Below are 296 nucleotides of genomic sequence, written 5' to 3' on the forward strand. Positions count from 1 at the left end.
GTAGATGGTCTCGCGGTTACGCGTCTGGCTGTACATGCGGTTGATGGACACGCCGTTGCCGATCATCGCGAACGGGTCACTGGTGAAGTACAGGTTCGGCATGGGGGCGCAGACCAGCTTGCTGCGGTCGGACACCATGTCCACCAGCAGATGCGTGTTCTGCTGCGGCAGCTCCTGCAGGTTGATGCCGGCCATGGTATTCATGACCATGTCCTTGGTGCCCGCGTAGTTGGAGTTGATGTAGTCCTTGATGATGTCCTTGTAGGTGTCGGTGCGGATGCCCGCCTCGATGATCC

At 59.1% G+C, this 296-nt stretch carries 1 protein-coding gene; it reads right to left on the reverse strand.

Annotated elements, in window-relative coordinates; genetic code table 11:
* The coding region (locus PZH32_RS13155; RefSeq protein WP_275208699.1) for an arginine deiminase family protein at positions 1-296 on the reverse strand (296 nt) is incomplete at both ends.

It is taken from the genome of Adlercreutzia equolifaciens (genome assembly GCF_029076695.1).
GTDB classification, from domain to species: Bacteria; Actinomycetota; Coriobacteriia; order Coriobacteriales; family Eggerthellaceae; genus Adlercreutzia; species Adlercreutzia equolifaciens_A.